Raw genomic sequence first — 25,800 nt, 5'->3', positions numbered from 1 at the left:
CGACCATCCGTCTGAGGAGCCCTCCATGAGAATCTTGTTGCCCCTGTTTGCCCTGCTGCTGGGTGCCTGCAGCACCAGTTCCCACTCCCCGTCGATGGCCATCGATGATGCCGATGCTTGGCAGGCGATCTGCAAGGACGGCACCCGGGTGCGGGCCGTGGTGGAGGAGGGGATCTGCGCGGATCATCGCGGTGTTGCCATGTGGACGAATAAGCCAAGGGCCGCACGGATGGCAGAGGAAGCCGCCAAATAGTGTGATCCAGACGCCATAAAATGACACGACCGGCCGATTGGCCGGTTTTTTTCGCGATCCCGTCGGCACTTTGCCACCTTGTTCATGGTGCGCTCAGTTTTCTCTTCCCATACTGGCCCTACAGTTCCAAAAGAGGAGAGACGAGATGCAATCATCGTTGGTTGGGCTCTCCATTCTGTGGGGGCTGGCCAGTTTTGGTGTTCAGGGGGATTTCATCGAGAGCCGTGATTCCGTTGCGCCATCCTGGCAAGCCGAGTCCAGAGTGGAGATGGAAGGTTATCTGATCGAGTCGCTGGGGGAGGATCGCTGGCTGTTCGATAACGGCAGCGAGAGTCTGCTGGTCTCCCTGCCCCAGGGGCAGTGGGTGCCGACCGGCGAGCGGCTGCGGGTCAGCGGCGAGCCGCAGCAGGAGCAGGCCGGCTGGCTCCTGCAGGTGCAGGACGTGAGCCAGGTGGCGGTTTGAGTACCAGCCTGCTCCAGCAGTTTGAACATGTAAAAAGAGGAGGCCCTTGGGCCTCCTCTTTTTGATCTCGCGCTGATCTGGGTGGCCGACGCTCAACCTAGGTGGTTGAGCGGCAGCGCCGTCTTGTGCTTGATCCGGCGCAGCACGAAGCTGGATCGCACCCCGGTCACCCCCGGGATATGGGTCAGCTTGTCCAGCAGGAAGTGCTGATAGTGCTCCATGTCCCGCACCACCACCTTGAGCTGGTAGTCGGCGTCATTGCCGGTGATGAGGTCGCACTCCAGCACCTCCGGCAGTTCGCTGATGGCCCGATCGAAATTCTCGAACCGCTCCGGGGTATGCCGGTCCATGGAGATATGAATGTAGGCGGTGAGGGTCAGCCCCAGCTGGCGAGCGTTGAGCAGGGTGACGTGGGTGTCGATGAGACCGGCATCTTCCAGCGCCTTGACCCGGCGGGAGCAGGGGGAGGGGGAGAGCCCGACCAGCTCGGCCAGCTCCAGGTTGCTGATGCGGCCATTCTCCTGCATCAACTCCAGAATATGCCTGTCAATGCGATCAAGTTTCAGCATTCTCCGTTCCTCGTTGCAATTACTAATTCACTTTTCCTAGATTAAGGGTGAACTATTGCAAAAACAACTGAAAATACATGCTACTTCGCAACCACTCACCGTGCCGGCAGGGGTACCATGGTTACATCTTCCGGTGGCAAGACAGAAACCCAACCCGGTCTCTGTGGCAAATGACTTTACCGGGTCAAGAGCCCCATCAGCCGTCCCACCTTATCGGGCTACGACGGACTGGAACGAGGACATCCCCTCCCCGAAGGCAACAAAGCAGGCATCCCGGCGCCTGCTTTGTTGTTTTTGTGCGCGGCGTTCAGCCCTGCTGCGGCTTGATGCGGTAGAGGCAGCGGTGATCCCCCTCCAGCAGATACTGTTCCCGCTCCACCTCGGCCGGCGCCAGCAAGCGGCGAAACAGCGCCAGCTCGCTGCGACAAAAGCCCCGGCAGGCGCTCGCCGCCGCGCAGATGGGGCAGTGACTCTCCCACAGCAGCCAGCTGCCATCCTCCTCCTGGCGCAAGTCAGCCATATAGCCCTCCCGGCAGCGCAGCTCCTTGAGCCTGGCCAGCCGGTCGGCCAGCGCCGGCTGGTTCAGCTCGGCCTGATAGCGGGCCAGCTGCTGCTGTTCCCGCTGATCGATCAGCCGCTCCATGCCCACCGCGCCAAACAGCTGCTGGATGTTGTCGATAAGCTGCAGGGTCAGCTCGCTGTGGCTGTCGGGGAAGCGCTGCCAGGCCTGCTCGGTGAGGTGCCACAGCCGCACTGGCCGGCCGCGCCCGCGGGCCTCGTCGTTGAAGCTTACCCAGCCGTCGGCCTCCATCGTCATCAGGTGCTGGCGGGCGCCCATGGAGGTCATCTGCAGCTGCTCTCCCAGCTCGGCGGCACTCTGGGGGCCTTGGGTCTTCAACAGGTGCAGTATCTTGTCGGTGCTGGCATTCATGGGGCGGCTCTCGTGATCGGCTGGCACGCCAGAGGGGTGGCGCTCAGGTACCCATTATGGGGAGAGGGATTTCTTTAATCAACAATTCGCTTTACTTAATCCCGTTCACTGGCCAACATAAATAAACCAATAACTTTATTTAATGGGGCTAAGATGGAGAGGATCAAGGGACAGGCCAGCTTGTGGGTATTGGTGATGACGGTGACGCTGGCGGTGGCGGGCTTCAGCCTGCCATCCCCGGTGCTGGCGCCGCTGTTGCTGGATCCGGCTCAGGGCATGTTGACGCCGGAAGCGTCGGACTGGAGCCGCAAGGTGTGGCTGGGGGTCATCATGGGGCTCTATCCGCTGTTCCAGCTGGTGGGTTCCCCCTGGCTGGGCAAGCTCTCCGATCGCCATGGCCGCAAGCCGGTGCTGACCCTGTGTCTGGTGGGCGTGTTGGTAGGCTACGCCCTGATGGCGCTGGGGATCGCATGGCGATCCTTGCCACTGCTGTTGCTGAGCCGGGTGGTGGAGGGCTTCTTCAACGGCGACATCGCCATCGTGCAAGCCATGGCGGCCGACATGAGCACCGCCAAAACCAAGGCACGCAGCTTCGCCTGGATCAACATCGGCATGAACCTGGGCTGGGTGGTGGGCCCCATGATCGGCGGCTATGCCGCCGTGGTATCCGGTGATTACAGCCTGGCGGCCTGGCTGGCGGTGGCCATGACCCTGGTCAACCTGCTGCTGGTGCTCTGGCTGCTGCCCAATCGACCGGCGGCGGCCCGCAGTGAGCAGCCGGCACCAGCCCTCTCTTCCCGTCAACTGTTGCTGCAGCCGGTGCTGCTGCCCTACTTCGTGCTGACCCTGCTCAGCTACGGGGCGGTGCAGCTCTATTTCACCTACTTCAACGTCTGGCTGGTGGAGCGGCTGGCCTGGGATCCGGTGCAGCTGGCGCAGGCCGCCGTGCTGGTGAGCGTGCCCATGATCGCGGGATCCTGGCTGGGCTCCCGTCTGGCTCGCCATTGGCGCGGTAGCTCCCTCGGGATCGTCGGTCATCTGGTGATGGCGGCTGGCATGTTGCTCTTCATCCTGCCCAGCCACTGGTGGGGGCTGGCGCTCACCTTTATCCCGGTCGGCATCGGCATGAGCCTGGGGGAGCTGGCCACTTCGGTGGCCGTCTCCAACCGCAGCCACGCCGAGCAGCAGGGGCAGGCGATGGGGCTCTATCGCGGACTGGCGGTGGGCAGCGAGATCCTGGCGGTGGCGGTCGGCAGTCTGGTGCTGCTGGCGGGCACCGAGTGGCCCTTCTATCTGGCGGCGCTGTGTGGTCTGCTCTGCGCAGCCGGCTTCTATGGCCTGCGCCGGGCGGCGGATCGGCGGCAGCGGTTCGACGCCCAGGTGGAAGCCGGCTGACGGGATCACAGAACGAGACGGAGGGGGCTGCCGGCGCTTGCATCGTGGCGCCGACTCTGGGACGGTATGGCTCTTTGCTTCGCTTGCCCGATCGCCTGGTGCTCCCCGTTATGCTCCGCCTTGGGCGGTGGTATTAATCGTTATTTGAACGCGGGTTGGTATAGCGTCGCTGTCGTTTCAACACTCTTGGAGGTGATATGAGTCGTTTTCAGGCCATTGCGTTGGATATGGATGGCACTCTGCTGACCCGGGAGCACAAGATCTCGTCCGCCACCCGGGCCGCACTGGCCCAGGCCCGCGCCCACGGCATCAAGGTGCTGCTGGTGACCGGGCGCCACTTCATGACAGCCCGCCCCTTCCATCACGAGCTGGCCCTCGACACCCCCATCATTTGCAGCAACGGCGCCTACCTCTATGATCCGGTGCAGGAGAGGATCCTGAGCGGGGATCCGCTGGCGGTATCCCCCCTCGGCCGGCTGCTGGCCGAGGTGCAGGCGCATCAGATGGGAGCCCTGTTCCACCTGGACGAGGGGATCGGCTACCTCGGCTGCGAGGAGCATGTGACCCGGATGCGCCACTGGTCGGCGGCCCAGCCGGATCATCTCAAGATCTCCCTGCTGCCGGCGGAGGATCTGGCGAGCTGGCTCAGCCGGCCGGTCTGGAAGCTGGAGCTGTTCAACCAGGATCCCGCACTGCTTCATCACTTCATGGCAGAGGTGGTCGCGCAGCTGCCCTTCACCTGCGACTGGGCGGCGCCCTATGCGGTGGAGCTGGTGCAGCCCGGCTGCAGCAAGGGAAACCGGCTGGCCCAGTGGGCCGCGAGCGAAGGGATCGCGATGGAGAACGTGGTGGCGTTTGGCGACAACAACAACGACATCAGCATGTTCGAACAGGTCGGGCTGGCGGTGGCCATGGGCAACGCGGCGTCACAGATCCAGGCGCTGGCAGATCGGGTCACCGCCGATCACAACGAGGACGGTATCGCGCTGGCGCTGCAGCGCTGGGTTCTGCCCGCCTAGGGGGCAGAAACAGAGAGTGGCAGAAGCAGAAAGGGGCCATGTCGGCCCCTTTTGGTTTGTCAGTTCCCGAAGGTGAACTGGATCACCCGATCCGGGAAGCGGATCCGGTTGTAGTCGCGGCGCAGCCCCTCGTAGTGACGGATGGCGCGCTCGCGCTGGGCGCGGTAGTAGTCGCGCTGCTTGCTGTCGTTCTCGTTGCGGATCTGGCGCTCCAGCGTCTCGATGTCGCGCTCGGTCCGCTCCATCTCGCTCTTGAGATCGCTCAGCTGCTTCTCCACTAGGTACTCCTTGCGGCCGCGATCGTACTGGGTCAGGAAGCTGGCATCGTTGGGGCAGACCCCCAGGTACTCGGCGCCGGACTTGCCCTTGCTGTAGGCGAGCTCGGGAATGCAGTAGAGCTCCAGCCCCTTGGCATAGCCCCGTTTCCACTCCGCCTCGTCCACCTTGAGGCCGTATTCGCCGCAGGTCGAGACGTAGTCGCGGGTGGCGCTCGGGGTCTTGCCCTGCTCGCCATCCTGATAACCCAGGTTGTACCAGCTCATGGTGCGGCACTCTTCTTCCGACAGCGAGCTGCAACCGGCGAGCAGGAAGGGCAGGGTCAGCAACAGGATCTTGGGGGACATGGACGACGGGCTCCGAGAGAGATGATGGGGGGCATTCTAGAGAGGATGCCGGGGCAGGACAAGGAATGAAAAGCGGCGTCGGCCGACACCGTTTTTTGAGCGGTTTGTCACTATTTGCGCAGGCTGGCGACGTGGCGGCCCGTGCCCTTTCCTTGTCGCCGGTCACGGGGTAAACTGCGCCATCTTTTAACTGGCGCGTAACAAAAACAATGAAAGTCCTGACCGTCGATTACCGCTCGCCCGATGCGGCGCAGCGCTTCACCGAATCCCTGCGGACCACCGGCTTCGGGGTGCTGACCAATCACCCCATCCCGAAAGAGCTGGTGCAGTCCATCTATGACAACTGGTATCGCTTCTTCATGAGCGAGCAGAAGCAGGATTTCCTGTTCAATCGCGAGACTCAGGACGGTTACTTCCCGCCGTCGGTGTCCGAAGTGGCCAAGGGCCACAGCCAGAAGGACATCAAGGAGTACTTCCACATCTACCCCTGGGGCCAGATGCCGGCCGAGCTGAAAGAGCAGGCGATGGAGTACTACCGCCTCGCCAACGACCTGGCGGCCGAGCTGCTGGGCTGGGTCGAGCAGTACACCCCGAGCGACATCGCCGCCCACTACAGCTGCCCGCTCTCCTCCATGATTGAAGAGAGCCAAAAGACCCTGCTGCGGGTGCTGCACTACCCGCCGTTCGACGGCACCGAAGAGCCGGGCGCCATCCGCGCCGCCGCCCACGAAGACATCAACCTGCTGACCATATTGCCCGCCGCCAACGAACCTGGCCTGCAGGTGAAGGGGTCCGACGGCGAGTGGATGGACGTGCCGTGCGATTTCGGCACTCTCATCATCAACATCGGCGACATGCTGCAGGAGGCCTCCCGCGGCTACTACCCCTCCACCACCCACCGCGTCATCAACCCGACCGGCGGCAGCGCCGCCAAGTCGCGCATCTCCCTGCCGCTGTTCCTCCATCCGCGGCCGGACGTGGTGCTCTCCGAGCGTCATACCGCCCACAGCTACCTGATGGAACGGCTGCGGGAGCTGGGGGTGATCTAGTCCCCGAACCGGGCTCACCACAGTGCCAAACCGGAGCAAAATTGCTCCGGTTTTTATTTGTTGGCAGGATTGCGCGCTAAATAGAATTTAATGAGTCATTGCTGCCAATAATACGTGTTTTATCCAGATAAGCGGCGTTGTGATTGCGCAGCCCCCCCCGTACTCTGAGCGTCATTTTGGGCCCCTTGTAGCGGGCCCCACGGTTGGAGTTCTTATGAAGCAGTCCCAATGGTCATCCCGGCTCGGTTATATCCTGGCCGCCGCCGGTTCAGCAGTCGGTCTCGGCGCTATCTGGAAGTTCCCCTATGTGACGGCCGCCAACGGCGGCGGCGCCTTCCTGCTGGTGTTTTTGCTGTTCAGCTTCACCCTGGGGGTGGCGGTGCTGATGGGGGAGACGCTGCTCGGCAGCCTGAGCCGGCGCGGGGTGGTGGGAGCCTTCGGTGAGCTGATGGGCAAGCGCTGGCGCTGGGTCGGCGCCATGGGGCTGCTCAGCAGCCTGCTCATCTACAGCTTCTACAGCGTGGTGGGCGGCTGGACCCTGGGCTACACCGGTATGGCGCTGGCGGGCAGCCTGCAGCACGGTGATGGCGCGGCCCTGACCGCCCGCTTCAACGACTATGTGGGGGATCCGCTCTGGCCGGTGCTTACCCACCTGCTGTTTGCCGGGCTCACCTGGTGGTTCGTGCAGGGGGGCGTGCAGAAGGGAGTGGAGCGCACCCTGCGCTGGATGATGCCGGCCCTGTTCATCATGATCCTGATGCTGGTGGCCTTTGGCCTCACCCTGCCCAATGCCATGGCCGGGGTACGCCACTTCCTGATGCCGGACTTCAGCAAGCTCGGCATGTCCGGCGTGCTCGATGCCATGGGGCTGGCGTTCTTCTCCCTCTCCATTGGTCTGGGCATTCACACCACCTATGGCGCCTACCTGCCCTCCAGCGAGGGGGTCGGCCGCTCCAGCCTCTGGGTGGTATTGCTGGCAAGCCTCATCGCCGTGCTGGCGGGCTTGATGATCTTCCCTGTGCTGGCGGCCACCGGCATCGATCCCGCCTCCGGCCCGGGTCTCACCTTCATGACCATGCCGGCGGTGTTCCAACAGTTGCCGTTTGGCCAGGGGCTGGCGGTGGTGTTCTTCGCCCTGCTGGTGGTGGCGGCACTCTCGTCTGCCATCTCGCTGCTGGAGCATCTGCAGTGCTTCGTCAGCGAGAGTCTGGGCTGGTCACGACGGGCCGCCTGCAGCCTGATCACCGCGCTGGTGATGGCCAACGGCATTCCGGTCAGCCTGTCGTTCGGCCCCTGGGCGGACGTGACCCTGTTTGGCAAGAACATCTTCGAGCTGCTCGATTTCGTCACCTCCAACCTGATGATGCCGATGTTCGGGCTGGCGCTCACCCTGCTGCTGGGCTGGCGGCTCGGTCGCCAGGCGCTGCCCGCCGGCCTGGCCCTGCATTGGCACACCCTGCTGATGGGCTGCTGGCGCTGGCTGGCACCGCTGCTCATCGGCGGCATCCTGGTACGCGGGCTGGTATAACCGGTTCAGGGATGAAGAGGGGCCGGCGTCGCCTGTGGGTGGCGGGCCCGCACCTTGTCGACGGCGGCCTGCCAGCGGGCGATCACGGCGTCATCCTCGCTCTTCGAGAAGACGATGTAGAGCCAGTTCTCCTGCAGCAGCAACCCGGAGTTCACCACGCTGCGGGGGGAGAACTTCATCTTGGCCAGGATGGCCGGCATGATCTGATCCCCCATGGGGAAGGCGTCTATCTTGCCGAGCACCAGGAGCTCGATGGCATCCTCGATGGTCTGGCAGCGCACCAGGTTGGTGTAACCCTCCCGGGTGAGCAGCTCGTCATCGGCGTTGCCGAGCAGCACGCCGACCCGCGGCAGCTTGCGCAGCTGGGCCAGGTCGGTCAGCGGCTTGCTGCCTCTGGTCTGGTAGATCACCACCCGGTTCGGGAACAGCGGCCCCACCCACTTGAACTGGGACTCCCGATGGGGCGTGCGCAGGATGACGAACAGGGCGAAACCGGGTTCGACCCGGGTCAGGGCGAGCGCCCGCTTGAGGGGGTAGATCTTGATGGGGTAGTGAACCCCCATCTCCTGCTGGACTTCCTGCACCAGCTGCACCGCCAGCCCGCCGAGCTTGCCGTTACTGGTGTGGGTAAAGGGGGGCAGCTCGTGGCTGATGAGGGTCAGCGGGGGCTGCGGCGTGGCCAGCGCCAGGGCGGGCAGCAGTAGCCAGGGCAGCAGCCAGTTCATCCAGTATCCGGTCAGGTGCGTCACGTCGGTGCATCCATGTTGCGCAAGGGGGTCGCCACGGGCGGTCGCTGACCGGCCTGCCGAGGCTAACTCTATTATTGCTCAAGGGATTGGGCTGCCTGATGATCTTTGCCGGCCGCGGCAGAGAATCCCTTTTTGAAGGGGGGGATGAAAAAAAGTTGATCGCGTTGTGTCAATTTTTCTTTCCATGGTTTAGGCTGTGATCCCGTTTGGCATTCAGGCCCGCTTATTCATGTCACCCCACTGCGCACTGTTCGGTCGATTTTTTGGCTCGCAAGAGAGGTGACCTTGCACGCACAGCTTGTCTGAATGTTCATTGCAAAGGTCGCCACCAGGCGGCCTTTTTTGTTGCCCGCACCGTGCGGTTATCCATGGAGTATCGATGTGATGTTGTCTTGCCCGGAGGTTGTATGAGCCAGGTTCAGTGGTCTTCCCGTCTCGGTCATGTGCTGGCAGCCGCCGGTTCGGCGATCGGTCTTGGCGCCATCTGGAAGTTTCCCTATGTGACCGCCACCAACGGCGGCGGCGCCTTCCTGCTGGTGTTTCTGCTGTTCAGCTTCACCCTGGGGGTAGCGGTGCAGGTGGGGGAGACCCTGCTCGGCAGCCACAGCCAACGCGGGGTGCTCGGTGCCTTCCGCAAGCTGGTGGGGCCGAACTGGCGCTGGATGGGTTACATGGGGATCCTGTGCGGCTTCTTCATCTACAGCTTCTACAGCGTGGTGGGGGGCTGGACCGTGGGGTACGCGGCCCTGGCCATCGGTGGCGAGCTCAACCTGGGTGAGGCGAGCGCCCTCACCGCCCTCTTCAATGGTTACGTGAGCGATCCCCTCTGGCCGGCCATCACCCACCTCATCTTTGCCGGGCTCACCTGGTGGTTCGTGCAGGGGGGCCTGCAGAAGGGGGTGGAGCGGGCGCTGCGCTGGATGATGCCGGCCCTGTTCGTGATGATGCTGCTGCTGGTGGTGACCGGCCTCTCCATGCCCGGCGCCATGACCGGGGTGCGCCAGTTCCTGCTGCCCGACTTCAGCCAGCTCACCGGCCAGGGAGTGCTGGATGCCCTGGGGCTCGCCTTCTTCTCCCTCTCCATTGGCCTGGGGGTACACACCACCTACGGCGCCTACCTGCCGAACAGTGACGGCGTGCTGCGCTCCGGCGTCTGGGTGGTGACGCTGGCAAGCCTCATCTCGGTGCTGGCAGGGCTGATGATCTTCCCGGTGCTCGCCTCCACCGGCATCGATCCGACCGCCGGCCCCGGCCTCACCTTTATGACCATGCCGGCGGTGTTCAACCACCTGCCGTTCGGCCAGGGGCTGGCAGTGGTCTTCTTCCTGCTGCTCTTGGTGGCGGCGCTCTCCTCCTCCATCTCCATGCTGGAGCACCTGGTGCGCTTCACCACCGAGGAGTGGGGCTGGTCGCGCCGTGGCGCCTGCCGGGTGCTGACCCTGCTGATCATGGCCTGCGGCATTCCGGTCAGCCTGTCGTTCGGCCCCTGGGCCGAGTACACCCTGTTCGGCAAGACCATCTTCGATGTGCTGGACTACCTCACCTCCAACCTGATGATGCCGCTGTTCGGCCTGGTACTGACCCTGCTGCTGGGCTGGCGACTGGGGGACCGCATGGTGCCGGCGGATCTCTCGCCAGTGTTGCGGTTCTGCCTGCTCTGGTGCTGGCGGCTGGTGGCCCCGCTGCTGATCGGCGGGATCCTGGTGCGGGGATTGCTGTAAGAGCGGCCCGGCGCTGGCCGGGCCTGAGGGCCTAGTTGGGGGGCGTGGTGGGCAGGCGGGTATTGAGGTGTGAGCGGATCTGCAGCAGCGTCTTCTGGTACTCCTCGGCATGATGCTCCATGAAGGAGGCGCTGTGGTTGAGGCGCCGCTCCAGCCGGTCTACCAGCAGCGCCACCCTGGGGGCTGCCATGCCGGCCGGCCAGCACAGTTGCAGCAGCTCCAGCAACTGCCAGGCATCGCCAGGCAGGGCCGGGAACTCCTCCTGCAGGGTCAGCGCATACTGAACGGCCAGCTGGTGCTGGCCTGCCGCGCTGGCCCGCTGCCGCTCCTGGCGCAGATAGGTCAGCCGTAGCTCGCGCCGCTCCAGTTGTTTCGTCAAGTCGATGACGACCTGCTTGAACAACTGTTGCAGCAGCGGGGCCGGGGCGACCCTGGCCTGATACTGGCCTAGCTGGGTCAGGTAGCGTTTGGCGTGGTGGGGCAGTCCGCAGAACTGGCTGACGGCGAAGCCGAGCAGCTGGTTGAGGTGGTTGTCCCGCGCACTCTCCGGCGGGTGCTTGGCCAGCAGCAGCAGGGCCTCGTCGAAGCGGTAGTCCAGGCTCAGCATCAGCGCCTTGAGCAGGGCGTCCTCATGAGCTCGCAGGGTGACGGCCTGGTTGAGGTAGCGATACTCCTGCTGCAGTGAGCTGATCCTGGCGGCGCTCGGATAGTGCCAGAGTACCGCCAGGCTGGCATTGAGGATGAAGTTCTCGATGGATACCCGCAGCTTGTGATCGGCAAAGAAGCGCAGGCTGAGGGCATTGGCCTGCTCCAGCGCCTTGCCCTCATCCTTGATCAGCAGTGCCAGCAGAATGGCCGCCTGACGCCACTCCGGTTGCCAGGCGTTTTTTTGCAGCAGATGGCCGAGCACGTCCCAGGCCGCCTCCCACTGCCCCTCGTGCAGCAGACAGGCCAGCGCCAGCTCCAGCTGCAGGGCGGGCGGCAGCCGCTCCCGGTTGCGGGCCAGATCCTTGCGCGCGCTCTCCAGCCTGCCGAGTCCCAGCAGGGCGTAGATCAATCCCTTGCGCGGCCACCAGGCATCATATTCCGTGGTACAGACCGCGTAGTGCTGGGAGGCATGGAAGTGATCCTGCCATTGCAGCAGCATGTAGCCCTTGCTCCGGTCCAGCTGTTGTCCCAGCTCCCGATACTTCTGCTGCTCATAGAGCAGGTCCTCGCACAGGGCACAGCTCAGTTGCCACTCCCTGAGCCGCATCGGGGCCGGCAGGGCCCGGGTCAGCCCGGTCAGCTGTACCAGCTCGTGCAGGCGGGTGGTCAGTTGCTCCTGGGTAAAGGGGATGGTCAGCTGCAGGGAAAAGTAGAGATCCGAGGGGGGATAGTGGAGTGGCTCCGGGTCTGCATTGAGCAACAACAGTACGCAGCCCGGCTCCAGTAGCCCCAGATAGTGAGCCTCCTGCAGCATGCGTACTCCCTCCAGGTCCTGGTGATGGCTCTGGTGGCAGATGATGGCGTCGAACGACTGCTGGCGCAGCAGGGTTGGCAGGGTTGCCAGCTCCTTGCAGTGGGTCAGCTGGGTTGATGCTATGCCCTGCTGGCTCAGCCCCTGGGAGAGCGCCGTGCTGAGCATGGTGTCGTCTTCGATCAGGAGGATCTGCATCCTTGGCACTCCTTGGCCGGTTCAGGATCGGAACAAGTATGGCATGTGATGGAGTCAAAAAGAGCTATTACTCTGTTACAGAGGCGCCGTGCCGGTCAACCCCTCACCCGGGCTCACCAGATGGGGAGGGCGAGAGGGCGCCGGATTGACAAGAAACACCACCACGCCGCCATAGGCCGCCGCATCGGCCAGCCTGCTTTCCCACGTTTGATCCCACTCACCTCCCTGCACCAGCCCCACCTTGAAGGGGAGTGTCAGCCGCGTCAGCGTTTGCAGGTAGCGCGCGTAGCCGGGCTCGGTGCGGCGGCCACGGTAGGTCTGCACCACCAGCTCGTCGACCGTGCCGGCGAGGGCGTTGAGGGTGGCGACGTCGCCGGTGCGGGTCCAGTCCAGCAGGCCGGTGATGCTGATGGCGCAGCCGGCGGGCAGCTGGCTGCGCAGTTTGCGCAGGAAGTCGCCATAGTCCGCCAGCCGGTGGGTGCGGGCATCGAAGTCTATCTGGATGCCGCGCACCTCATTGCCCTTGCGCTGCCAGGCCGCCAGCTGGTTGGTCAGGTTCTTGATAAGAGCCTCATCCCAGTCGAGCCGCTCCACCCGATAGGCGAGCCAGAGCTCCTTTACCGGCAGCTTGCTAGGCGCTATGCCCTGCCCCTGAAAACGCACGGGCTGGCGCGCATCGAGGGGGCCGATCTCCCCCTGATGCAGATAGAGCCGCTGGGCCTGCTGCAGCACCGGCTGGGGCTTGACTCCGGCCCACAGCCAGAACTGGCGGTAGTGGCTCGCCTCGACGGCGGCGTTGGCCTTGGCGCTCAATAGCGCCAGCATCACCAGTAATATTTGAGCTGCTTGGCCCACTGGCTCGTTCCGTACTGGCGTTTGAGGGTGTTGAACCAGCCCTTGCGTTGGCTGAGGGGGATCTCCTGGTTGCCGCAACTGTTGTTGCCGCTCGGGGCGTAGCAGTTGATGGCGCGATAGAGGGCGTAGGCCTTCTCCTCTTTGGCAGCATTAGGGTTGGCGATCACCTGTTGATACCAGTCGAGCCGGCTGCGCTGCTGACCGGCAAACTGATCCCGGCTGCCCGCCAGGGTGTCGGCCCCCGGCCGCTGCAGGAGCGGATCCCAGTCCAGCCCCTTGCTCAGGAAGAACTCGCCGAGGCAGTTGAGCGCCTTGGGGGATTTGGGGTTGTCCGCCAGGGTGGTGACCACCGCGGTGAGCGCCGGGCATTGATACTCCTGGCTCCCTTGCCAGTCGAACGGAGCGGCCAGCGGGGCCAGCGCCAGATCCTGCAGGAAGCCCCGGTAGTCGCCGTGGGTCAGCTGCTTGTAGCGCAGGGTGTGGCCGGCGCGCTGGCGCAGGGTGTCGGAAGCCTGCTCATCCTGCACCATGCGGCGCAGCAGCGGAGCCGGCGCCACGTACTCCAGCAGCGGAATGCGGTAGTGATCGCTCTGGATGGGACTCTCCTTGGCAAACACCTGTTCCAGCCGGCCGGCTCGCTCCAGGGTCATGGCCAGCGCCAACTGCAGCAGCTGATCCTGCAAGGGGGTGGGCTGGCTGGCGAGTAGGGCGCGCCACTGCTGCTGTGCCTCGGGCAGCGCCTGACTGGCCGCCAGCGCCATGCCCTTGAGCACCTGCTGGCTGAATGCCAGGTTGTCGAGTGGCCCCTTGCCGAGGGCGGGGGCGGCGGCGATGACGGCGGCATAATCCTTGGCCAGATAATAGCGCTCGGCCTGTTGCAAATAGGCGAGCCAGGCCGGGTTGCCGGCAAGCTGGGCGCTCTGTTGCGTGAGCTCGCCGCTTTGCAGCGGCTGCCACTCGTCCCAGCTCTCGTGCAGCCGCAGCCGGCGCAGATCCTGCACCAGGGTCAGCTGCGGCATGGCGGCTGAGCCGGTGAAACCGGGCTGCATCAGCAGCTTGAGGTCTATTTCGTTGAGCAGCTCCGGGTTGCCCGGCTGGCGGCTCGCCTGCCGGAACAGGCCGGCCAGCGCCGCCTCGTCCCCCTTGAACCAGGCAAGCCGGCGCAGCAGCCCGTTGGCGGAGTCGAGATAGCGCCCCTCTGGGTAGCTGCTGCGATAGTCGGCGATGAACTGCTCGGCGCGCTGCACGGCGGCCTGGTCAATCTGGTTGCGATCCAGGGTGCCCCAGTCATCGAAGGCGCTTTGCTGTGACTGGTTGAGGGCGACCCGGATCCGCATGTAGTCCGCCGTCTCTCTCAGCCAGGGCTGATCCTGCCCGGCGAGGGCGGCAAATTGCGCATCGGCCTGCGCGAACTCCCCCTGATAGAAGAGTCGGCTGGCGGCCAGGTAGTCGGCAAAGCCCTGGCCGGCGGCCGACAGCGGCGCGGCCTTGTCCTCCGGCGCCGTGGCCGTTTCGGTCTGCTGGGCGCACTGGCCCAGCATGGCCAGCCGCTGGCGGGCCAGCTGGCTGCGCTCGTCGGCGCCAAGGGCCGGGGTGTCGACCAGCGCCTGCAGGAAGGCTTCGGCGGCGACCGGGTTGTTGCTGATGCAGCGCCCCTCGCTCCAGCCGGCGGCCCGCTCCAGGGCGGCCTGGGTGGTGCTCTGCTCGATGCCAAGACCAGCGGCCAGCGCCAGCAGGGGATCCGGCCCGGCGGGGGCCGGCTCGGCCTGGGTCGGGTTGAGCAGGGCCGGGTTGAGCAGATCCTCGATGGCGAAGGGCAGCGGCAGCGGCGCCTTGGGCAGCGAGAAGGCCTGCTCATCGGCCAGCAGCAGCGCCAGGTTGGTGCGGGTGTCGTTGTCGGGGGAGAGGAACGGCAGCCCGTTCAGGTGGCACTGGGCGGCGGTCAGTTGCAGGGTGAGCGGCGTCTCGCAGCCATCCGGGCCGCAGGCCAGGACGGGCAGGCTGCACAGGGCCAGCCACAGGGGAGTCAGTTTCATGGGCGCTTCCAGCAGGAGTCGGGATGCTGGCACGCTACAAGATGCCTTCACCCCTTTCAACTGACCATAGGGGCAGGTCGGCCGGCGGCGGGCCTACTGCAGGCCGGGCCCCTTGGCCGAAAAGGGGCAGTCGCGCTGCAGGATCAGTTGTTCTCCCGAGCCAGCCGCCCCCTGCCAGTGCAGGGCGAGCTGGCCGAGGCGGCCCAGGTGGCGCAGCTCGAATTCGTAGCGCAGGCAGGGCTCGGTGAGGGGCAGGCTGGCCATGCCGGCCGGCAGTTGGTAGTCGTAGCGCAGCAGGGGGCCGTCTGTCAGCGTGCTGCGGCTGGGCAGCAGCCCTTGTGCCGTGGGGACGGGGGCACTCAGCCTGCGGCGCAGGCTGAGGGGGGCGTCGATCGCCTTCTGATAATGAAGGCCGTTCATGGCCGCCAGCTCCTCTTCCAGCCGTTGCAACTCCCCCTCCAGCCCGCTCAGCGCCGCCCCCAGCTGTTGATGGGCGGGGGAGGCGCAACCCCCCAGCAGCAGGGTGAGGAGCAAAAGCGGGGCGCGGGTCGGGTGCATGGGCTCTCCTTTGAGCGCACGGATGGGCTGGGCCGGGCTGACTATAGCAGGGTATTGGTGGGCGGCGCGGCGCGCAGCAGACCGGCGAGCCGCTCCAGCCCCTCGGCGACGCGGGCGTCGGTGGCCGGCTGGCTCAGGCTCAGCCGCACCCCCTGTGGCGCGGCAAACTGGCCGGCGGCGAAGTGTTCCCCGCTCGCCACCCCGACGTCAAGGGCGTTGGCGGCCTCGGCAAACTCCTGGCTGCGCCAGGGCTCGGGCAGCGGCAGCCAGGCGTGCATGGAGCCCGCCTGCCAGCAGGCCTCCGGTAACAGGTGGCGCAGCAGCTCGCCGCGACGTGCCAGGATCTGCCGTTGCTGCTCTACAAGAGGCATGATCTGGCGCTGGCTCACCAGCTTGCAGGCCAGCTCGATGAGCAGCGGGCTCACCATCCAGCTCGACAGTCGCATCGCCTGGGCGAAGGCGCCGCGCAAGTGGGGCGGGGTCAGCACGAAGCCGACCCGCAGGCCACCGCAGGCGATCTTGGCCAGGCTGCCGAGGTAGATGACCCGCTCCGGCGCCAGATTGACCAGCGGCGTCACCGGCTGCTGGGGCAGCAGGCCGTTGACGTCGTCCTCGATGATCAGCAGATCGTGACGGCGGGCGATGGCGATGATGGCCTCGCGCCGCGCCAGGCTCATGGTGGCGGTGGTGGGATTCTGCAGGGTGGGGGTGAGGTAGAGCAGCTTGGCGCGGCGGGTGCGGCAGGCCGCCTCCAGCGCGTCGGGCAGCAGCCCCTCCTCGTCCATCGCCAGCCCCACCACCTGATTCTTCAGCTGGCGGGCGTTGCCCAGCATGCCGGGGTAGCTGAGCCCTTCGCAGAACAGGATCTCCCCCACGCAGCCGGTGGCCAGCAGGGAGAGCATGATGCCGTGCTGGGCGCCGTGGCTGAACAGCAGATGCTCCTCGCTGCCCGCCACCCCCTGCTCTGTCAGCCAGTCGATAAAGAGCTGGCGCTGGCCGGGCTGGCCCGCCTCCTTGTCATAACCGAGCAGGGCGTTGAGATCCCCGTCTGCCACTTCCGCCAGCATGGGGCGGATGATGGCGGCCCGATCCAGCTGCACCGGCAGGTTCTGCCACAACTCGATGCGGTGCCCCTCCTCCTTGCGGATCACCCAGGCGTTGGCCGGATCCTCATGCTCCCCCTTGACCCAGGTGCCGTGGCCGACCCGGGCGGCCAGCAGCCCGCGCCGCTCCGCCTCGCCATAGGCGCGGGTGACGGTGCCGACGGTGACCCCCAGCCTGTCCGCCAGCGCCCTGTGGGTGGGGAGCCGGGTCTGGGGCGGCAGGGAGCCGTCCTGAATGGCTTGCTCGATGGCCTTCACCAGCTTGAGGTAGAGGGGGCCGGCGAAGGGGGTGAGGTCCGGGGTCCAGATTGTCATGGTGACAATAAATCCGTTGATCGAAATGTATCGGCAATATAGCGTGATTTTGAACCCGATAACAATCAAAAATAGCACATTGTATCGATGCAATGTGCGCAGTTCAGGAGTACAAAAATGACGATCGAATGGTATGCCACCCTGTTTGGCTTTGCGGTGCTCACCTGCGGCACGCCGGGCCCCAACAACCTCATGCTGACCGCCTCCGGCGCCAACTTCGGGGTGCGCCGCACCCTGCCCCATCTGATCGGGGTGGCGGTGGGTCAGCCGGTGCTGCAGATGGTGCTGGCGCTGGGGCTCTACCCCCTGTTCGAGCGCTGGCCGCTGCTGCGCCTTGGCTTGCAGATCTTCGGCAGCCTTTATCTGCTGTGGCTGGCATGGCGCATCGCGGTGGCCGGCGCTCCCGGTGATCCGGCCCGGCGCGCCCGTCCGCTGACCCTGCTGGAGGGGTTGGGCTTTCAGTTCCTCAACCCCAAGGCCTGGATGATGGGGATCTCCGCCATCAGTCTGTTCAGCCTGCCCGGTGCCAGCTACTGGCCGAGCCAGTTCGCGGTGATGGCCATGTTCGTGCTGGTGGCGCTGCCGGTCTGCTTCGTCTGGGTGCTGTTTGGCCATCAGCTCAGCAACTGGATCAGCACGGATCGGGGCTGGCGCCGGCTTAACGGCAGCCTGGGGGCGCTGACTGCGCTCTGCGTGGTGATGCTCTGGTACTGAGCTTTGCCAGAGGCCGCATAAAGATGCGAAGAAAGTGCATTTGCGGCCTTGTCTGACGGGCACCGGCTCTGCATATTAGAAGGCTTGTCGCCGAGTTGGCGCCCTGCATCATCAAGAGGTTGAGATGGATCTGAACTGGTTGCTTCCCCTGGCGGGCTTTGCCCTCATCACCTGCGGCACGCCGGGCCCCAACAACATGCTGCTCACCAGCGCCGGTGCGGCCCAGGGCTTTCGCCGCAGCGTGCCCCTGCTGGTGGGGGTGGTGGGGGGGATCAACCTGATGATCCTGGCCACGGCGCTGGGGCTGGGGGTGATGTTCGAGCAGGTGCCGCTGCTGCACGACGGGCTCAAGCTCATCGGCTCGGCCTACCTGCTCTGGCTGGCCTGGAAGGTGGCGACCGCCAGCGGCCCGGCCGAGGGCAACCGGCCGCTGATCCCGGCCCATCAGGGGGCCATGCTGCAGCTGCTCAACCCCAAGGCGTGGATGATGGCGCTCTCCGCCATCAGCGGTTTCACCCTGGCGGGGGAGGCCTACTGGCCCTCCGCCATCTGGGTGCTCGGTATCTTCTTCGTGACCGGCCTCTATACCGGGGCCTTCTGGGTGCTGTTCGGTGCCCAGGTGCGCCGCCTCATTCGCACCGCCAGAGGCTGGCGTCGTTTCAATCTCGGCATGGGGGTCGCCACGGCGGCCTGCGTGCTGATGATCTGGATTTAGTCCGGGCCTGCGCCCGGGCCTTTACCGGCTGTCTTGTTGGCCCTGCGGGGCCTTTTTTATTCCCGGGCGGTGCGTTGACGCGCGCCGCCCCCTGTCTGGTTTGCACGAGCGGTTTACAGAAGGAGGTCCCATGAAATGTATCGGTCTGCTGGGTGGCATGAGCTGGGAGTCCACCGTCAGCTACTATCAGGCGCTCAACCGGGGCGTGCGAGCACGGCTCGGCGGCCTGCACTCGGCACGGGTGCTGCTGAGCAGCGTCGACTTTGCCGATATAGAGCGGCTGCAGCATATCGGGGACTGGCCCGCCACCGCCCGTCTGCTGGCGGCCGAGGCGCGGGCCATCCAGGCCGGTGGCGCCGATTTTCTGCTGATCGGCACCAACACCATGCACAAGGTAGCGCCCGAGATTGAGGCTGCCATCGACATCCCGCTGCTCCATATCGCCGATGCCACCGCACGTCAGCTGCAAGCGGACGGGATCCAGAGGGTCGGCCTGCTCGGCACCCGCTTCACCATGGAGCAGGAGTTCTACAAGGGGCGCTTGCAGGAGAAGTTCGGGCTGGAGGTGCTGGTGCCTGATGCGGCGCAGCGGGAGCGGGTGCACCGCATCATTTATGACGAGCTGTGCCTCGGCGACATTCGCGACGCCTCGCGGGCCGAGTACCTGGCCATCATCAGCGCGCTGGCCACTGCGGGCGCCCAGGCGGTGATCCTCGGCTGCACCGAGATAGCCCTGCTGGTGGGGGAGGCCGACGCCGCGGTGCCGCTCTACGACACCACTTCGATTCACGCCGAGGCGGCGGTGAGCCTGGCGCTGGCTTGACGATCATGGCTCTGCTGGCAAGCAGGTGAGGCCGATAGTGGGTTGGAATATGCCGGCGCCAAGGTGCCGCTCTACGACGCAACCATGGCGATCCACGCCGAGGCGGCGGTGAGTCTGGCGCTGGCTTGACGACCATGGCTCTGCTGGCAAGCGGATAAGCCAGAAACTGTCCGGCCGCCGGCTTGGCGGGGCTTGACCTTGCCGCAGGGTTGCTGCATAGGCTGAAGGTCCGCTTTGGCCAACGAGGAACGACTCATGCAGCGTCGCGATTTTCTCAAACTCTCCACCGCCGTCGGTATCGCCGGTGCCCTGCCCTGGTGGGGGCGGGCGCTTGCCGCCGAGCGCCCAGCCCTGCCGATTCCTGCGCTGCTGGAGGCGGATGCCAGCGGTGTGTTCCAGCTCAGGGCCCAGCCGGGCCAGATGCAGTGGCGACGCCAGCCGACCCATAGCTGGGGCTACAACGGCAACCTGCTCGGCCCCACTCTGCGTGCCCGTCAGGGGCTGGCGGTGCGAGTCCGGGTCGCCAACCAGCTGGCGGAGACCACCACGATCCACTGGCACGGGCTGGAGGTGCCCGGCACCGCCGATGGCGGCCCGCAGGCCAGCATCCCCTCCGGCAAAGAGTGGCAGGCGGCGTTTCGCATCGAGCAGCCGGCGGCCACCTGCTGGTATCACCCCCATACCCACGGACAGACCGGCCATCAGGTGGCCATGGGGCTGGCCGGGCTCTTCATCCTCGACGACGAGGAGAGCCTGCGGCTGCCGCTGCCCCAGCGCTGGGGGGTGGACGACATCCCGCTGGTGCTGCAGGACAAGCGGCTCGATGGGCGGGATCAGGTGGACTACCAGCTGGACGTGATGAGCGCGGCGGTCGGCTGGTTCGGCGATCTGATGCTGACCAACGGCGCCGTCTATCCGACCCACGACGCCCCCCGCGGCTGGCTGCGGTTGCGGCTGCTCAACGGCTGCAATGCCCGCTCCCTCAGGCTGGCGACCAGCGACGGTCGCCCCTTGTATGTGATCGGCAGCGATGGCGGCCTGCTGGCGGAGCCGGTGGCGTTGAGCGAGCTGGCGCTGCTGCCGGGGGAGCGCTTCGAGGTGATGGTGGACGCCCGCAACGGCCAGGCGTTCGATCTGCTCACTCTGCCGGTACGCCAGATGGGGATGACCCTGGCGCCGTTCGATGCGGCCCTGCCGCTGCTGCGGATCCGGCCCTCCCTGATCGAGGGCAAGGGGCGCCTGCCGGACAGTCTGGCTCGGCTGCCTGCGCTGCCCGCCACTCAAGAGTTGCCGAGCCGCACCCTGACCCTGTCGATGGATCCCGAGCTGGACCGGCAGGGGATGCAGGCGCTGATGAGCCGCTATGGCCACGGTGCCATGGCGGGCATGAGCATGGAGCATGGCGATACGGGCAGCATGGCCGGGATGAAGATGGACGGGCAAGGCGACGGGATGGCCGGGATGGATCATGGCGACATGGCCGATATGACGCAAGCGGGCGGCGCGCTGGACTTGCACGGCGGCAACCGCATCAACGGCCAGGCCTTCGCCATGAACGACCCGCAGTTTGCGGTCAAGCGCGGCCGCACCGAGCGCTGGATCATCTCGGGGGAGGGGGACATGATGCTGCACCCCTTCCACATTCACGGCACCCGTTTCCGGATCCTGAGCGAGAACGGTCAGCCGGTGGCCCCCCATCGAGCCGGCTGGAAGGATATCGTCAAGGTGGAGGGCGGGCGCAGCGAGGTGCTGGTGCGCTTCGATCACACGGCGCCGAAGGAGCGGGCCTACATGGCTCACTGCCATCTGCTGGAGCATGAAGACACCGGCATGATGCTCTCGTTCACGGTGGAAGAGTGAAATAATGGCCCGTTCGGGGCCATTGTTTTTTACTGGTCAGATCTCACTATCTGGCTGCGCCGCATACCCCTCGGCATAAAAGCGTGTAAAATTGCGCCCTGAATTTTCCGGCCGGCGCACGCCGGCCGCGACTCCTTACACGCAAGGCTGACATTGTGACAGAAGTAGATAGATTCGCGGACATTCGCCCCTACCGCGATGAGGAAGTACCGGCAGCCATCGAGCGGCTGATCCGGGATGATGAATTTATCGGCGCCATCGCCAAGTATCGCTTCGGCTCCCTGATGAGCTGGCTGGGCTGGGCCATTCGCCCGCTGATCCGCCAGTTCCTGCGCTACAAGTGGTCCAAGGTGACCACCATCCATCAGGTGCAGATGGGGGTGACCCGCTACATGAGCCGGATGATCGCCACCTCCACCCAGGGGGTGACCTTCTCCGGGCTTGAGCATCTTAAAAAAGAGCAGGGCTACCTGTTCGTCTCCAACCACAGGGACATCGCCATGGATCCGGCGTTCGTCAACTGGGGTCTGCACACCCATGGTTTCGATACCGTGCGCATCGCCATCGGCGACAACCTGCTGCGCAAGCCTTGCGCCACCGAGCTGATGAAGCTCAACAAGAGCTTCATCGTCAAGCGCTCCGCCAAGGGGCCGCGGGAGATGATGAAGGCGCTCGGCGAGCTGTCGGCCTACATCGGCCAGTCGGTGCACGAAGGCCACTCCATCTGGATCGCCCAGAAGGAAGGGCGCGCCAAGAACGGCGATGACAAGACGGATCCGGCGATCCTCAAGATGTTCTACGTGGACGGCAAGAAGCAGAAGATCGAGTTCGTCGACTACATGCGCAGTCTCAACATAGTGCCGGTCAGCATCAGCTACGAGCTGGATCCTACCGACAAGGCCAAGGCGCGCGAGCTGTACGAGAAGTCCATCAACGGCAGCTACGAGAAGGGCGAGTTCGAGGACATCGAGAGCATAGTCGCCGGCATCGTCGGCCAGAAGGGGCGGGTACACGTCTCCTTCGGCGCCCCCATCACCGAAGGCTTCAGCGATCCGGACGAACTGGCGGCGCTTATCGACAAGGCGATCTGGGGCAACTACCGCCTCTTCCCGGGCAACTACCTGGCTGCGGATGTGGCAGGCCACGCCAATACCATCGAACAGGCCGCCTTCCTGAGCCGTCAGTCCGAGGTACCGGAAGAGCACAAGGCCATCTGGCGTGCCATGTACGCCAAACCGGTGGAGAACGCCGCCAAGGCTTGAATGACACCGGTTTTGACCAGGTGATGCGAAAAAAACGGGAGCTGATGCTCCCGTTTTTGCGTCTGGTCAAAGTCGCCGGCAATGGAGTAGTGAATAATATTGTTTCAGCTGGTACGATCACCCGGCGAACGCGCTTGCCCCGCTTGGCAAGCCGAGGATGAGTGTGTAACAGTGCACTCACCACGCCGGAGAGAGCCATGGCTCCATCCCGGTCTGCACGGATAGCAGACGGTGTGACACAAGGACCTTCAACGGGTCCTTTTTCATTTTGCGGCTAAGATGTCGCCTGAATACACCTAAGGAAGCGCCATGATCACCGGCAGTCTGAATACCTTGCAGCGTACGCCGCTGCCCGCCCCGCTCGACCGCATCCTGGTCGAGGTGGTGCAAAGCGTCGACCGGTGGCGGCATGCCCCGCTCGGCAAGCAGGAGGTCGACGGCCTCAAGCTGTTCTGTCTGGTGAGCGAAGAGCTGACCGAGCCGGCGGCGGATCGCCGTGGCGAGTTCCATCAGCAGTACCTGGACATCCAACTGCTGCTCGCCGGCGAGGAGTGGATCGGGGTCGGCCCGCACACCTACGCGAGCGAAGGGGCGGATCACCCCCATCCCGATCTCTGGTTCGTCGACGACGAACAGACCAGTTATCTGGCGTTGCAGCCCGGCGACTTCGCCATCTTCTGGCCGGGAGAACTGCATCGCCCCCTCTGCACCCCCAACCCGCCGGCCAAGGTGAAGAAGCTGGTGGTCAAGGTGCACCGGGATCTGCTGGCCGGCCTGCAAGTGCTGGCGCAGCCTGACTGAGACGAGTGGCCGGAATCATCCGGATTTGCACTTAACATATTGAAAAATTGGGCGCACTTTCCTGCGACCATAAGCCCCCGGCAGGGGAATCCCATCCATGTTGGATGACACGACACTGTCGGCATAAAGCCGAAGCACAGGAAGATGTAGAACATGAGCAAGTTGGTATTGATCCTTAACTGCGGTAGCTCTTCCCTGAAATTTGCCGTAATGGACGCCGAAACAGGTGAGGACATGCTGTCCGGCCTGGCCGAATGCTTCAATCTGGATGATGCACGTATCAAATGGAAACTCCACGGCGTCAAGGGCGAGGCCATGCTGGGCGCGGGTGCCGCGCACCAGGAAGCCCTCGACCACATCGTGGGTCACATCCTGCCGCAGGATCCGACCCTGGCCGAGCAGCTGGTGGCCATCGGCCATCGCATCGTGCACGGCGGCGAGCAGTTCTCCCGTTCCGTTCGCATCGATGATGGCGTGATCGCCGGCATCGAAGCCGCCATTCCGTTCGCTCCCCTGCACAACCCGGCGCACCTCATCGGCATCCGTGCCGCCCTCAAGGTCTTCCCGGCGCTGGCAGAGAAGAACGTGGCCGTGTTCGACACCGCCTTCCACCAGACCCTGCCAGAGGAAGCCTACCTCTACGCGCTGCCCTACAAGCTTTACAAAGAGAACGGCATCCGTCGTTACGGCGCCCACGGCACCTCCCACCGCTTCATCGCGGAAGAGACCGCCAAGGCGCTGGGCAAGCCGCTCGAAGAGCTCAACATCATCAACTGCCACCTGGGTAACGGCGCCTCCGTCTGCGCCATCCGTGGCGGCGAATCCGTCGACACCTCCATGGGGCTGACCCCGCTGGAAGGGCTGGCGATGGGCACCCGCTCCGGCGACATCGACCCCGCCGTGGTTTTCTTCATGCACGACCAGCTCGGTTACAGCGTGGAGCAGATCAACCACACCCTGACCCGCGAGTCCGGCCTGCTGGGCATGACAGAGGCGAGCAGCGACTGCCGCTACGTCACCTCCAACTACGCCACCGACGCCGGTGCCAAGCGTGCGCTGGATGTGTTCACCTACCGGGTGGCCAAGTATGTCGGCGCCTATGCCGCCGCCATGGACGGTCGTCTGGACGCCCTGGTGTTCACCGGCGGTATCGGTGAAAACGCCGCCATGGTGCGCGAGATGGTGCTGGATCGTCTGGCCCTGTTCGGCTTCAAGGTCGACAAGGAAGCCAACAACGCCGCCGTGCTGGGCGGCGAGGGCCCCATCACCGCCGAAGGCAGCCGCCTGGCGCTGGTGATGCCCACCAACGAAGAGCTGGTCATCGCCCGCGATGCCCTGAGCCTGGTCGGCTGACGCCCCTTGCTCCCAGACAACGCCCGGCCCCTGCCGGGCGTTGTCGTTTGTGGGCCGGTGCCCATTTGACATGGGGTGGCAGATACGTACCCTGACCGCAGTTTCACGCACAGGAGGATGGGATGAAGGAGACGATTTTTCGCTGGCTGGCCGGGCTCGGGCTGGAGGTGACCGGCATGACGGGACTGGTGATCGCCCTCGGCTTCATCGTGCTCACCTCGCTGGTGCTGCACATGCTGCTGCACCGGGTGCTGCTGGTGCGGCTGGTGGGGGTGCTCGGCAAGACCATGCAGGTGTGGCTGCCGCCCCAGCTGCAGCAGCGGCTGTTCTACCGACTCGCCTTCGTGCTGCAGGGGGCCGTGCTGCTGGGGCAGGCCGAGATCTGGCTGCCGCGCGACTCCGAAAGCCTGCAGCTCATCGAGACGGTGGCCCAGCTCTGGATCCTGCTGTTCCTGCTGCTGGCGCTGTTCGCCCTGCTCGACTGCCTGCTGTCGGTGAGCCGCTATACCCGGCTCGGGCGGGATCTGCCCCTGCGCGGCATCTTCCAGGGGGTGAAGCTGGTGGGCAGCATCCTGGTGGGCATCCTGATGATCGCCCTGCTGCTCGGCAAGTCGCCGCTGTTCCTGTTCAGCGGCCTGGGTGCCATGACCGCGGTGTTGATGCTGGTGTTCAAGGACCCCATCCTCGGCCTGGTGGCCGGCATCCAGCTCTCCGCCAACCGGATGCTGAGCGTCGGTGACTGGCTGCAGATGGACAAGTACGGCGCCGATGGCGAGGTGACCGACATCGGCCTCACCACGGTCAAGGTGTCGAACTGGGACAAGACCATCACCACCATCCCCACCTATGCCCTCATCTCCGACTCCTTCAAGAACTGGCAGGGGATGACGGAGTCGGGCGGCCGGCGCATCAAGCGCAGCGTCAACATCGACATGACCAGCGTGCGCTTCCTGACGGCGGACGAGCAGCTGCAGCTCAAGCAGGCCCAGCTGCTGGCGCCCTATCTGAGCCGCAAGGAGCAGGAGCTGAGCGCCTACAACCAGCAGCTGAGCGACGCCATCAGTTGCCCCATCAACGGCCGCCACCTCACCAACCTAGGCACCCTGCGCGCCTATCTGGACGCCTACCTGCGCGCCCACCCCGGCATTCGCAAGGACATGACCCTGATGGTGCGCCAGCTGGCGCCGACCACGGACGGCCTGCCGCTGGAGATCTACTGCTTCACGGCGACCACCGCCTGGGCCGATTACGAAGGGATCCAGGCCGACATTTTCGACCACATTTTTGCCATCATCGAGCAATTTCATCTGCGGTTGCACCAATCTCCCACAGGTTACGATATGCGCGCCTGGCAAAAGGGGTGAACGGCCATCAGACAAGGGCTGGCGGCGGATAAAAAAAGCGATATTAATCGCTGACCCGCCGCCACTTGTCAGTTGAAATTTGCC

General features: G+C 65.0%; 24 protein-coding genes. 15 read left to right on the top strand and 9 right to left on the bottom strand.

The genetic code is table 11. The features are described from left to right. Window positions 1–25 precede the first annotated feature (25 nt). Together AB5Y94_RS06430 and AB5Y94_RS06425 are read left to right on the top strand one after the other, a co-directional pair. Window positions 26–253, top strand: coding sequence for a hypothetical protein (locus AB5Y94_RS06430; protein WP_005304875.1), 228 nt, complete (start codon window positions 26–28; stop codon window positions 251–253). Between the two features lie 145 nt (window positions 254–398). Continuing rightward, window positions 399–716: a hypothetical protein gene (locus tag AB5Y94_RS06425; protein WP_005304873.1), complete on the top strand. Its 318-nt coding sequence runs from the start codon at window positions 399–401 to the stop codon at window positions 714–716. A gap of 92 nt (window positions 717–808) precedes the next feature. On the opposite strand, the gene AB5Y94_RS06420 is transcribed toward AB5Y94_RS06425, so the two are convergent. Further along, a complete protein-coding gene (locus AB5Y94_RS06420) occupies window positions 809–1,285 on the bottom strand; it encodes an Lrp/AsnC family transcriptional regulator (RefSeq protein ID WP_005304871.1) in 477 nt (158 codons plus the stop codon). A gap of 307 nt (window positions 1,286–1,592) precedes the next feature. Next, window positions 1,593–2,216, bottom strand: coding sequence for a metalloregulator ArsR/SmtB family transcription factor (locus AB5Y94_RS06415; protein WP_042007094.1), 624 nt, complete (start codon window positions 2,214–2,216; stop codon window positions 1,593–1,595). 153 nt (window positions 2,217–2,369) lie between these two features. Here AB5Y94_RS06415 and AB5Y94_RS06410 point away from each other — a divergent pair, with 153 nt between their 5' ends. Then, window positions 2,370–3,611 carry an MFS transporter gene (locus AB5Y94_RS06410; RefSeq protein ID WP_279971586.1) on the top strand — a complete coding sequence of 414 codons (1,242 nt, stop codon included), beginning with the start codon at window positions 2,370–2,372 and terminating at the stop codon, window positions 3,609–3,611. Window positions 3,612–3,808: 197 nt separating this feature from the next. Continuing rightward, a complete protein-coding gene (locus AB5Y94_RS06405) occupies window positions 3,809–4,630 on the top strand; it encodes a Cof-type HAD-IIB family hydrolase (RefSeq protein WP_368205212.1) in 822 nt (273 codons plus the stop codon). 59 nt (window positions 4,631–4,689) lie between these two features. On the opposite strand, the gene AB5Y94_RS06400 is transcribed toward AB5Y94_RS06405, so the two are convergent. Continuing rightward, complete coding sequence (locus tag AB5Y94_RS06400) at window positions 4,690–5,253, bottom strand: DUF2799 domain-containing protein (RefSeq protein WP_010636208.1); 564 nt, start codon at window positions 5,251–5,253, stop codon at window positions 4,690–4,692. Between the two features lie 209 nt (window positions 5,254–5,462). Here AB5Y94_RS06400 and AB5Y94_RS06395 point away from each other — a divergent pair, with 209 nt between their 5' ends. Together AB5Y94_RS06395 and AB5Y94_RS06390 are read left to right on the top strand one after the other, a co-directional pair. Further along, complete coding sequence (locus AB5Y94_RS06395; protein WP_010636209.1) at window positions 5,463–6,302, top strand: isopenicillin N synthase family oxygenase; 840 nt, start codon at window positions 5,463–5,465, stop codon at window positions 6,300–6,302. 214 nt (window positions 6,303–6,516) lie between these two features. Then, entirely contained in the window at window positions 6,517–7,830 is a 1,314-nt protein-coding gene (locus tag AB5Y94_RS06390) for a sodium-dependent transporter (RefSeq protein ID WP_010636210.1), read from the top strand. Window positions 7,831–7,835: 5 nt separating this feature from the next. On the opposite strand, the gene AB5Y94_RS06385 is transcribed toward AB5Y94_RS06390, so the two are convergent. Continuing rightward, entirely contained in the window at window positions 7,836–8,555 is a 720-nt protein-coding gene (locus tag AB5Y94_RS06385) for an ABC transporter substrate-binding protein (RefSeq protein WP_005304833.1), read from the bottom strand. Window positions 8,556–8,986: 431 nt separating this feature from the next. On the opposite strand from AB5Y94_RS06385, the gene AB5Y94_RS06380 reads away from it, so the two are divergent. Beyond that, complete coding sequence (locus AB5Y94_RS06380) at window positions 8,987–10,300, top strand: sodium-dependent transporter (RefSeq protein ID WP_368205211.1); 1,314 nt, start codon at window positions 8,987–8,989, stop codon at window positions 10,298–10,300. 31 nt (window positions 10,301–10,331) lie between these two features. Here AB5Y94_RS06380 and AB5Y94_RS06375 read toward each other — a convergent pair whose 3' ends face one another. From AB5Y94_RS06375 to AB5Y94_RS06355, 5 genes are all read right to left on the bottom strand, one after another. Beyond that, on the bottom strand, window positions 10,332–11,957 hold the full coding sequence (locus AB5Y94_RS06375; RefSeq protein ID WP_139751971.1) for a hypothetical protein: 1,626 nt from the start codon (window positions 11,955–11,957) through the stop codon (window positions 10,332–10,334). A 75-nt stretch (window positions 11,958–12,032) separates the two neighbouring features. Continuing rightward, a complete protein-coding gene (locus tag AB5Y94_RS06370; RefSeq protein ID WP_368205210.1) occupies window positions 12,033–12,812 on the bottom strand; it encodes a DUF3142 domain-containing protein in 780 nt (259 codons plus the stop codon). Next, entirely contained in the window at window positions 12,782–14,848 is a 2,067-nt protein-coding gene (locus AB5Y94_RS06365) for a hypothetical protein (RefSeq protein ID WP_368205209.1), read from the bottom strand. Before AB5Y94_RS06365 ends, AB5Y94_RS06370 begins: the two co-directional genes overlap by 31 nt. Before the next feature lie 93 nt (window positions 14,849–14,941). Then, on the bottom strand, window positions 14,942–15,406 hold the full coding sequence (locus tag AB5Y94_RS06360) for a hypothetical protein (RefSeq protein ID WP_368205208.1): 465 nt from the start codon (window positions 15,404–15,406) through the stop codon (window positions 14,942–14,944). 41 nt (window positions 15,407–15,447) lie between these two features. Beyond that, complete coding sequence (locus tag AB5Y94_RS06355; RefSeq protein WP_139724849.1) at window positions 15,448–16,824, bottom strand: PLP-dependent aminotransferase family protein; 1,377 nt, start codon at window positions 16,822–16,824, stop codon at window positions 15,448–15,450. A 117-nt stretch (window positions 16,825–16,941) separates the two neighbouring features. Here AB5Y94_RS06355 and AB5Y94_RS06350 point away from each other — a divergent pair, with 117 nt between their 5' ends. The 8 genes from AB5Y94_RS06350 to AB5Y94_RS06315 all read left to right on the top strand — a co-directional run bounded on the left by AB5Y94_RS06350 (window position 16,942) and on the right by AB5Y94_RS06315 (window position 25,716). Then, window positions 16,942–17,538, top strand: a complete 597-nt coding sequence (locus AB5Y94_RS06350; RefSeq protein ID WP_005304811.1) for a LysE family translocator — start codon at window positions 16,942–16,944, stop codon at window positions 17,536–17,538. Window positions 17,539–17,662: 124 nt separating this feature from the next. Next, complete coding sequence (locus tag AB5Y94_RS06345; protein WP_017766272.1) at window positions 17,663–18,253, top strand: LysE family translocator; 591 nt, start codon at window positions 17,663–17,665, stop codon at window positions 18,251–18,253. 130 nt (window positions 18,254–18,383) lie between these two features. Further along, window positions 18,384–19,076, top strand: coding sequence for an aspartate/glutamate racemase family protein (locus AB5Y94_RS06340; protein ID WP_368205207.1), 693 nt, complete (start codon window positions 18,384–18,386; stop codon window positions 19,074–19,076). A gap of 255 nt (window positions 19,077–19,331) precedes the next feature. Beyond that, entirely contained in the window at window positions 19,332–20,936 is a 1,605-nt protein-coding gene (cueO, locus tag AB5Y94_RS06335; protein WP_368205206.1) for a multicopper oxidase CueO, read from the top strand. Window positions 20,937–21,091: 155 nt separating this feature from the next. Then, window positions 21,092–22,198: a 1-acyl-sn-glycerol-3-phosphate acyltransferase gene (locus tag AB5Y94_RS06330; protein WP_010636222.1), complete on the top strand. Its 1,107-nt coding sequence runs from the start codon at window positions 21,092–21,094 to the stop codon at window positions 22,196–22,198. A gap of 309 nt (window positions 22,199–22,507) precedes the next feature. After that, the gene (locus AB5Y94_RS06325; protein WP_201892697.1) at window positions 22,508–22,999 is read left to right on the top strand and encodes a YhcH/YjgK/YiaL family protein; all 492 of its coding nucleotides are present in this window, start codon (window positions 22,508–22,510) and stop codon (window positions 22,997–22,999) included. A 153-nt stretch (window positions 23,000–23,152) separates the two neighbouring features. Further along, window positions 23,153–24,352 (top strand): acetate kinase, encoded by a 1,200-nt coding sequence (locus AB5Y94_RS06320; protein ID WP_268009627.1) that lies wholly within the window; start codon window positions 23,153–23,155, stop codon window positions 24,350–24,352. Window positions 24,353–24,474: 122 nt separating this feature from the next. Beyond that, window positions 24,475–25,716, top strand: a complete 1,242-nt coding sequence (locus tag AB5Y94_RS06315) for a mechanosensitive ion channel family protein (protein WP_005304793.1) — start codon at window positions 24,475–24,477, stop codon at window positions 25,714–25,716. Window positions 25,717–25,800: the final 84 nt, after the last annotated feature.

Origin of the sequence: Aeromonas sp. s5 (genome assembly GCF_040907865.1) — a bacterium.
In the GTDB taxonomy this organism is placed as follows: Bacteria; Pseudomonadota; Gammaproteobacteria; order Enterobacterales; family Aeromonadaceae; genus Aeromonas; species Aeromonas dhakensis.
The sequence above is the reverse complement of the archived record's forward strand: the minus strand, read 5'-3'. Positions and strand labels throughout refer to the sequence as shown.